1 protein-coding gene is annotated in these 224 nt (G+C 63.8%); it reads left to right on the top strand.

Translation table 11 applies throughout. From position 1 onward, the window contains the following. Window positions 1-224: Ig-like domain-containing protein (locus ACLEJU_RS28800; RefSeq protein ID WP_440776796.1), on the top strand; the 224-nt coding region annotated here is incomplete at both ends.

Genomic DNA, 224 nt, shown 5'->3' with positions numbered 1-224 from the left:
CAACCCACCGACCTGGCCCTGGTCGATGGCGTGACCTTCAGCGGTAAAGGTGAAGCCAACACCATCGTGCAAGTGCGCGATGCCGGCGGCAACCTGATCGGCACTGGCACAGTGGGTGCCGATGGCAACTTCAGCATCACCCTCTCCCCGGCCCAGGCCAATGGCGAAGCGCTGGACGTGCGCCTGCAGGATGCTGCCGGCAATACTTCTGCGCCGTTGCAGTT

The organism is Pseudomonas sp. SMN11, assembly GCF_052041945.1.
GTDB lineage: Bacteria > Pseudomonadota > Gammaproteobacteria > Pseudomonadales > Pseudomonadaceae > Aquipseudomonas.
Note: the sequence above shows the minus strand (reverse complement) of the source record. Positions and strands in the feature narration are given on the sequence as shown.